The sequence below is a fragment of the Pseudomonas aegrilactucae genome (assembly GCF_019168305.1).
Classification (GTDB): Bacteria; Pseudomonadota; Gammaproteobacteria; order Pseudomonadales; family Pseudomonadaceae; genus Aquipseudomonas; species Aquipseudomonas aegrilactucae.
On record NZ_JAHTBI010000155.1, the window covers coordinates 1 to 7,596 of the forward strand.

Here is a 7,596-nt window from a genome sequence, read left to right on the forward strand (position 1 = left end):
GTTGATCGGAGCATCCCTAAGCGGTGCCTGAAATGACCCAGTCGTGAGCAATCCAAACTGCTTCCATCAATTGCGGGGCATGATGTCAGGGACCAATATATGATCACATCAGAATACCAAATTGAGCTGGATTTGATCGCAAAACTCAGCGATCTAAAATATAAATACCGAGATGATATCCGCGATAAGGCTTCTTTAAATAAAAACTTTCGCGAAAAATTTGAGGCGCTCAATCGTGTAAAGTTGACCGACAGCGAGTTCATCCGGCTGCTCGAAAGCATTGTCACACCAGATGTATATAATGCTGCTCGAATATTGCGCAATATTAATAGCTTCGAGCGCGATGATGGCACACCACTAAACTACACTCTAGTGAATATCGCAGATTGGTGTAAAAACGATTTTGAGGTAGTCAATCAGCTTCGGATTAACACGGACAATAGTCATCACCGCTATGATGTGATACTGCTCATCAACGGTATCCCAGTAGTGCAGATTGAGCTGAAGACACTTGCTGTCAGTCCGCGACGAGCGATGCAGCAGATTGTTGATTATAAAGCCGACCTCGGTAATGGTTACGCTAAGACGCTACTATGTTTCACGCAACTATTTATTGTCAGTAATCGCAACGATACTTGGTACTTTGCAAATAACAACGCACGGCACTTCAGTTTTCACGCAGATGAGCGTTTTTTGCCCGTATATCAGTTCGCTAGCGAAGATAACAGAAAAATTACGCAGCTTGACTGCTTTGCCGATAAGTTTCTGGCTAAGTGCAACTTGGGTCAGATGATTAGTCGTTACATGGTGATGGTGGCCAGTGAGCAAAAGCTGCTAATTATGCGGCCCTATCAGATTTATGCCGTCAACGCCATCGTTGATTGTATAAAGCATAACTGTGGAAATGGCTACATTTGGCACACCACTGGCTCTGGAAAGACACTTACATCTTTCAAAGCTTCCACGTTGCTCAAAGATGATCCAAACATTGATAAATGTCTTTTTGTTGTGGATCGCAAAGATCTCGATCGTCAAACTCGCGAAGAATTCAATCGTTTTCAAGAAGGTTGTGTTGAAGAAAATACCAACACTGAAGCATTAGTACGGCGGCTATTGTCTGATGACTATTCGGACAAAGTCATCGTGACCACTATTCAGAAGTTGGGGCTGGCTCTTGATGGCACTAATAAGCGTAACTATAAAGAACGCTTGGAGCCGTTACGTAATGCTCGTATGGTGTTTATCTTTGACGAGTGTCATCGCTCCCAATTTGGCGAAAACCATAAGACTATCAAAGAGTTTTTCCCTAACGCACAACTTTTCGGATTCACTGGTACTCCCATCTTTGAACAGAACGCCAGCTATCAGCAGATCGAAGGCCAGCAGGCTAGCTACCGTACAACGGACGATCTGTTCCAGCGTTGCTTGCATCAATATACCATCACGCATGCTATCGAAGATCGCAACGTCCTACGTTTTCACGTGGATTACTTTAAGCCCGAAGGCAAGAATCCGCCGAAACCAGGCGAGGGGATCGCGAAACCAAAGGTTGTAGAAGTAATCTTAGCTAAGCATGATGCAGCCAGTAATGGGCGAAAATTCAACACAATCTTGGCCACCTCTAGCATCAATGACGCCATTGAATATTTTGAGCTGTTCGCTAGCATTCAGAATAAAAAAGCGGCGCTAGACGCTGACTTTCGACCTCTAACTATCGCTTGCGTTTTCTCCCCGCCCGCTGAGGGTAATAAAGACGTACAACAAATTCAGGAAGATCTTCCGCAAGAGAAAGAAGATAATCAGCAAGATCCTGAAGGCAAGAAAGAGGCTCTTACGCGTATTATCGCTGACTATAATGCACGATACGACACCGATCATCGCGTCAGTGAGTTCGACCTTTATTACCAAGACGTCCAAAAACGTATCAAAGATCAGCAGTATCCGAATACCGACCTGGCATCTACACAAAAAATCGACATCACTATCGTAGTGGATATGCTGCTTACTGGTTTCGATTCCAAGTACTTAAATACACTTTATGTAGATAAGAATCTTAAATATCATGGTTTGATCCAGGCTTTTTCACGCACCAATCGTGTACTCAACGACAGCAAGCCCTACGGCAACGTCTTAGACTTCCGGCAGCAGCAGAAGCCAGTTGAAGATGCTATTGCACTTTTCTCTGGTGAAAAGATTGATAACCCCCGTGAGATCTGGCTTGTAGACCCCGCGCCCAAGGTCATAGATAATCTTAGTCATGCTTGCCATAAACTTGCGCAGTTTATGCAATCTCAAGGTGTTGCCAATGCGCCGGAAGAAGTTGCTAATCTGAAGGGTGATAGCGCTCGGGCGCAGTTTGTTAATTTATTCAAAGAGGTGCAGCGCCTAAAAACGCAACTCGATCAATATACTGACATTTCCGATGAGCAGAGGGCCCGCATTAACCAAATCGCGCCGCCCGACCAGTTGCAGGGATTCAAAGGAGTATACCTTGAAACGGCTAAGAGGTTGAGGGAACAGCAGGATCGTGATCAAGCTGCACCTGAAGTTCAACAACTTGATTTTGAGTTTGTGCTTTTTGCGTCAGCGGTAATAGATTACGATTATATTATGGGTCTTATTGCCAGGCTGACGCAGCAGAAACCCGGCAAGCTCACTATGAATCGAGACGAGCTCATTGGACTGATTCGGTCGGATTCTAAGTTTCTTGATGAGCGCGAGGATATTTCTGAGTATATCCGTCGTCTTCCCGTGAATGAAGCACTAGACGAAAAGCAAATACGCGACGGGTTTGATAAATTTAAAACAGAAAAAAAGACACGAGAAGTCACCGATATTGCCATTCGCCATGGCCTTCAACCTGACGCATTGCAAAGTTTTGTAGATGGTATTCTGCGGCGTTGCATTTTTGACGGCGATAACCTTTCTGAACTGATGGCTCCGCTTGAGCTCGGCTGGAAAGCTCGCACGAAGGCTGAGCTTGCGCTAGTTGAGGAGTTAACGCCGTTGATCCAGAAACTCGCTCACGGGCGAGAGATCGCGGGGCTCGCAGCTTACGAGGAGGGAAGATAGTCATGATTCTAAATTCGCACTGGAGTGTATGGACTCGGATCGGTTCGTACCCGCAAGGTATCCCACGGCACATGCTAGCTCAGTTTAACGGTGTAAAGGTTTATGACCCTCTCTACGCCATCCACGATCTGAAAATTGAAATTGTCAAGGCTGATGATATTCCTAACACCACCCTGTCAAACTTTATCATCGAGCCTATTTTTGGTGTTGATTTAAACTGTGGCCTTTATGATGGTCTGAAGTCCTTAGCGCGCACCGGATCGACGGATAGTAAATTAAAAAAATGCGTAATATATTCCTCGCGCAGTTATAGGAGCGAGTAGTATGACCGACATTCAAAAGCGCTCGGTTGTTCCACAATTACGGTTTCCCAAGTTTAGAGATGCTGCAGCCTGGGAGGTAAAGTCTTTGGGGCAGTTGTTCTCAATTGGAAGCGGTAGAGATTATAAGCAGCTGGGTGCTGGAGATATCCCAGTTTATGGCTCTGGCGGGTATATGCTATCAGTTGATGACTATCTCTATAACGGTGAAAGCGTATGTATTGGTCGTAAAGGTACTATAAATAATCCATTTCTGCTTAGTGGTAAGTTTTGGACTGTAGATACCCTTTTCTATACACACTCATTCAATGATTGTTTGCCTCGATTCGTATTTGGGTATTTTCAAAAAATTGATTGGCTGAAACATAATGAGGCTGGTGGTGTCCCAAGCCTGTCAAAGTCAATTATAGAGAAAATAAAAGTTGCAGTTCCGAAAGGAGATGAGCAAGAGGTAATCGCCGATTGCCTGAGCGCTCTTGATGAGCTGTTAACGGCAGAGGTTCAGAAGCTGGATGCTCTAAAGCTGCATAAAAAAAAGTTTAGTGCAGCAGTTATTCCCTTACGGCGATGAAATTGCTCCGCGTACGCGTTTCCCTGAGTTTTCGGATAGTGGGGGTTGGGTTAAACGAAAAATTAGCGACCTTGTCAAAAGAGTAGTGCGGCCAGTCGATGTCGAAGCGGATACCAAGTATCGGGAGATTGGTATCCGATCACACGGTAAAGGAGTATTTCACAAAGAGCCTGTTCTCGGGGCCTCGCTGGGAGATAAGCGAGTTTTTTGGGTGGAGGAGAATACGCTAGTCATCAATATTGTCTTTGCTTGGGAGCAGGCTGTTGCAGTTACTTCAGTCGATGAGAACGGCATGATTGCCTCGCATCGGTTCCCTATGTATGAAGCAGTCGAAAGAATTTCAGATGTTAATTTTCTTAAATATTTCTTTTTGACTAGTAAAGGCAAGGAATTGTTGGGTATCGCTTCTCCTGGTGGTGCTGGCCGAAATAAGACGTTAGGTCAAAAAGATTTTGAAAACCTAGAGCTTCTTATGCCTGCACGTGTTGAGGAACAAGTGAAGATCTCCAGTTGTTTGTCTTCCATCGATAACTTTATCCTTGTTCAGGGCAAGAAGGTCGATGGCCTGAAACTCCACAAGAAGGGCTTGCTACAGAAAATTTTGCCAGCACTTAACGAGGTGTCCGCATGAGACAAAGCCAGCCATTCGCCGACTTGCCAGAATTGGCGGCACACATGCGTGCTGAACTAGAGACTAAAAAGGTTATCCTACTTTATGCCTACAATGGCACAGGAAAGACTCGGTTGTCCATGAGCTTCAAAGATGTGGGCAAACAGGGGGATAATCGCGACACGCTCTATTTCAACGCATTCACCGAAGATCTTTTCCATTGGAACAATGATCTGGATGCCGACGCGGATCGGCGCTTAATGCTTAATAAAGACTCGCGTTTTTTTCAAGGTTTATTCGATTTAGAAATGGATAACCGCATTCGCCCGTTATTGCGCCGATATGCAGACTTCGATTTTCGGATCGATACACAGGAAGACGAATGGTCGGTTCGTTTTTCGCGCTCCGTGGACGGTCACACTATCGATAACATCAAGGTTTCACGTGGTGAAGAAAATATTTTCATCTGGTGTTTCTTCTTGGCTGTTGTCGAGTTGGCAATGGATACGGAAATAGAGTCTTATCAGTGGGTGAATTACATTTATATTGATGATCCCATATCATCATTGGATGAACATAATGCCATCGCAGTGGCCAATCATCTGGCACAAGTCTTGAAGCAGCAAGGCAATAAGCTCAGGGCGATTATTTCGACTCATCACACGTTGTTCTTCAATGTACTGTGTAATGAGATGGGTAAGGCGCGTAAGTATGTTGTTAATAAGCATCCGAATGCGGCAGGGTATCTACTTCGTCCTGAAGATGGCGATACACCATTTTTTCACCACGTTGCAGCGTTAGCGGAGCTGTACCAAGCCGCTCAAGAAGATCGCCTGTTTACTCATCACTTCAATATGTTGCGCACCATTCTCGAAAAAACTGCGAGCTTTCATGGTCACAGTGATTTTTCGATATGCATAAAAAAGGATGAAGATGATCAGGATGGTATTCTTCATAAGCGGATAATAAATATTCTTAGTCATGGTAATTACTCGCTTTATGAGCCTCAGCGAATGCTTGATGAGAACAAGGCTTACTTTAAAAAAATCTTGAATGATTTCCTAACTCGACACCCTTTCAATCCGGAATTATTTCCTCAGGCTGCAGAGCAAGCAACAGCAGGTACGCAATGACTGACTTTGAAAAGCAAAAACTGGGCAAGACCCTTTGGGCTATTGCCAACCGCCTGCGCGGCTCTATGAATGCGGATGACTTTCGCGACTACATGTTGTCTTTCCTATTTTTACGCTATATTTCGGATAACTATGAGGCCGCCGCAAAGAAAGAGCTGGGGCCAGACTATCCTCAGAAGCTAGATGACGGGCTTACTACGCCGTTGCAGCTTTGGTATGAAAATAATCAAGACGATGTGCCTTTTTTTGAAAAGCAGATGCGGCGTAAAGTTCATTATGTTATTGAACCACAGTATCTGTGGGGTAATATTGCCGAGATGGCGCGTACGCAGAATTTGTTGTTACTAAACACGCTTCAGAGTGGATTTAGTTACATTGAGAACGAATCTTTTGCCAGCACCTTTCGAGGATTGTTTTCGGAAATTAATCTAGCGTCAGAAAAGTTGGGGAAATCTTACGTTGAACGTAATGCACGTCTTTGTAGGATCATCGCAGAGATTGCTAGAGGGCTCGGTCAGTTTTCGACCGACAGCGACGCATTGGGCGATGCATATGAATACCTGATCGGTCAGTTCGCCTCAGGCTCAGGCAAAAAGGCTGGTGAGTTTTACACACCGCAGCCCATTTCTAGCATCCTTTCTGCCATCGTAACGCTCGACAGCCAAGATCCATCAACTGGTCAGCGTTCACACCTTGGAAGTGTGCTCGATTTCGCCTGCGGTTCCGGCTCCTTACTTTTAAATGTGCGCCACCGGGTGGGGCCACATGGTATCGGTAAGATATATGGTCAAGAAAAAAATATCACAACCTATAACTTAGCCCGCATGAATATGTTACTGCATGGAGTAAAGGACTCGGAGTTCGAAATTTTCCATGGGGACACTCTGCTTAACGAGTGGGATATGTTGCGTGAGACCAATCCGGCGAAAATGCCAAAGTTTGATGCGGTAGTGGCTAACCCTCCGTTTAGTTATCGGTGGGAACCGAGCGAAGCACTGGGGGAGGATACGCGTTTTAAAAATTACGGCCTCGCACCGAAGTCAGCGGCGGATTTCGCTTTTCTTCTACATGGGCTCCATTTCCTAAAAAAAGACGGAGTTATGGCTATTATCTTGCCTCACGGAATATTGTTCCGTGGTGGGTCAGAGGCGCGTATCCGTACTAAGTTGCTAAAAGATGGTCATGTCGATACAGTGATTGGTCTGCCAGCCAATTTGTTTTTCTCCACCGGTATTCCTGTATGCATTCTAGTCCTCAAAAAGTGCAAAAAGCCCGACGACGTGCTATTTATTAATGCGGCTGAGTATTTTGATAAAGGTAAACAAAATCAGCTTTTGCCAGAGCACATTGAAAAAATAATAAACACGTATCAGTTTCGCAAGGAGGAATCGCGCTACTCTAGGCGAGTGAAAATGGATGAAATCGAAAAAAATGATTTCAACCTGAATATTTCTCGCTATGTGAGTACTGCCGTTCTGGAGGAGATATTAGACCTGGGGGCAAGTCACGAGGAACTTGTTTCGATAGATAAACGCATTAGGGTTGCAACTGCCAAGTATAATGAGTTTCTCGCGGCGTTAGGCTTGCCTCTGTTGCCATAGCTTGCGTTTGTTTGGTTATTTATGTTTGCTGGTTATTGAATTTTGTGCATTGAACTGGAAGTTTGAAATCAACTTTTAATTTGCTGTGTGATTCGGGGTGTGTGGGTTTGCTGTATGGGGTGCATGGATGCGCCCCTAGAATTTTGTGGGTTTATGTTATGATGCTCTGTGGTTTTTTGTATGAGATTAGTTTGTGAGCAGCTATTGATATAGCTTTTTAGACGTTTTAATTGCGGTAGGGTTTCGGGCTACTAGGCTGTTGTTTTTTACGAGTGCGATCCACGAACCC

General features: G+C 44.8%; 6 protein-coding genes. All 6 read left to right on the top strand.

Features of this window, described 5'->3' with window-relative positions; genetic code table 11:
* Positions 1-99 precede the first annotated feature (99 nt).
* Positions 100-3,072, top strand: a complete 2,973-nt coding sequence (locus tag KUO17_RS26110; RefSeq protein ID WP_217978436.1) for a type I restriction endonuclease subunit R — start codon at positions 100-102, stop codon at positions 3,070-3,072.
* A gap of 71 nt (positions 3,073-3,143) precedes the next feature.
* Positions 3,144-3,395 carry a hypothetical protein gene (locus tag KUO17_RS26115; protein ID WP_217978437.1) on the top strand — a complete coding sequence of 84 codons (252 nt, stop codon included), beginning with the start codon at positions 3,144-3,146 and terminating at the stop codon, positions 3,393-3,395.
* A gap of 1 nt (position 3,396) precedes the next feature.
* On the top strand, positions 3,397-3,963 hold the full coding sequence (locus tag KUO17_RS26120) for a restriction endonuclease subunit S (RefSeq protein WP_217978438.1): 567 nt from the start codon (positions 3,397-3,399) through the stop codon (positions 3,961-3,963).
* On the top strand, positions 3,935-4,594 hold the full coding sequence (locus tag KUO17_RS26125) for a restriction endonuclease subunit S (protein ID WP_217978439.1): 660 nt from the start codon (positions 3,935-3,937) through the stop codon (positions 4,592-4,594). Before KUO17_RS26120 ends, KUO17_RS26125 begins: the two co-directional genes overlap by 29 nt.
* Positions 4,591-5,706, top strand: coding sequence for an AAA family ATPase (locus KUO17_RS26130; protein WP_217978440.1), 1,116 nt, complete (start codon positions 4,591-4,593; stop codon positions 5,704-5,706). The genes KUO17_RS26125 and KUO17_RS26130 overlap by 4 nt, the downstream gene beginning before the upstream one ends.
* The gene (locus tag KUO17_RS26135; RefSeq protein ID WP_217978441.1) at positions 5,703-7,307 is read left to right on the top strand and encodes a type I restriction-modification system subunit M; all 1,605 of its coding nucleotides are present in this window, start codon (positions 5,703-5,705) and stop codon (positions 7,305-7,307) included. The genes KUO17_RS26130 and KUO17_RS26135 overlap by 4 nt, the downstream gene beginning before the upstream one ends.
* The last annotated feature ends 289 nt before the right edge of the window (positions 7,308-7,596 follow it).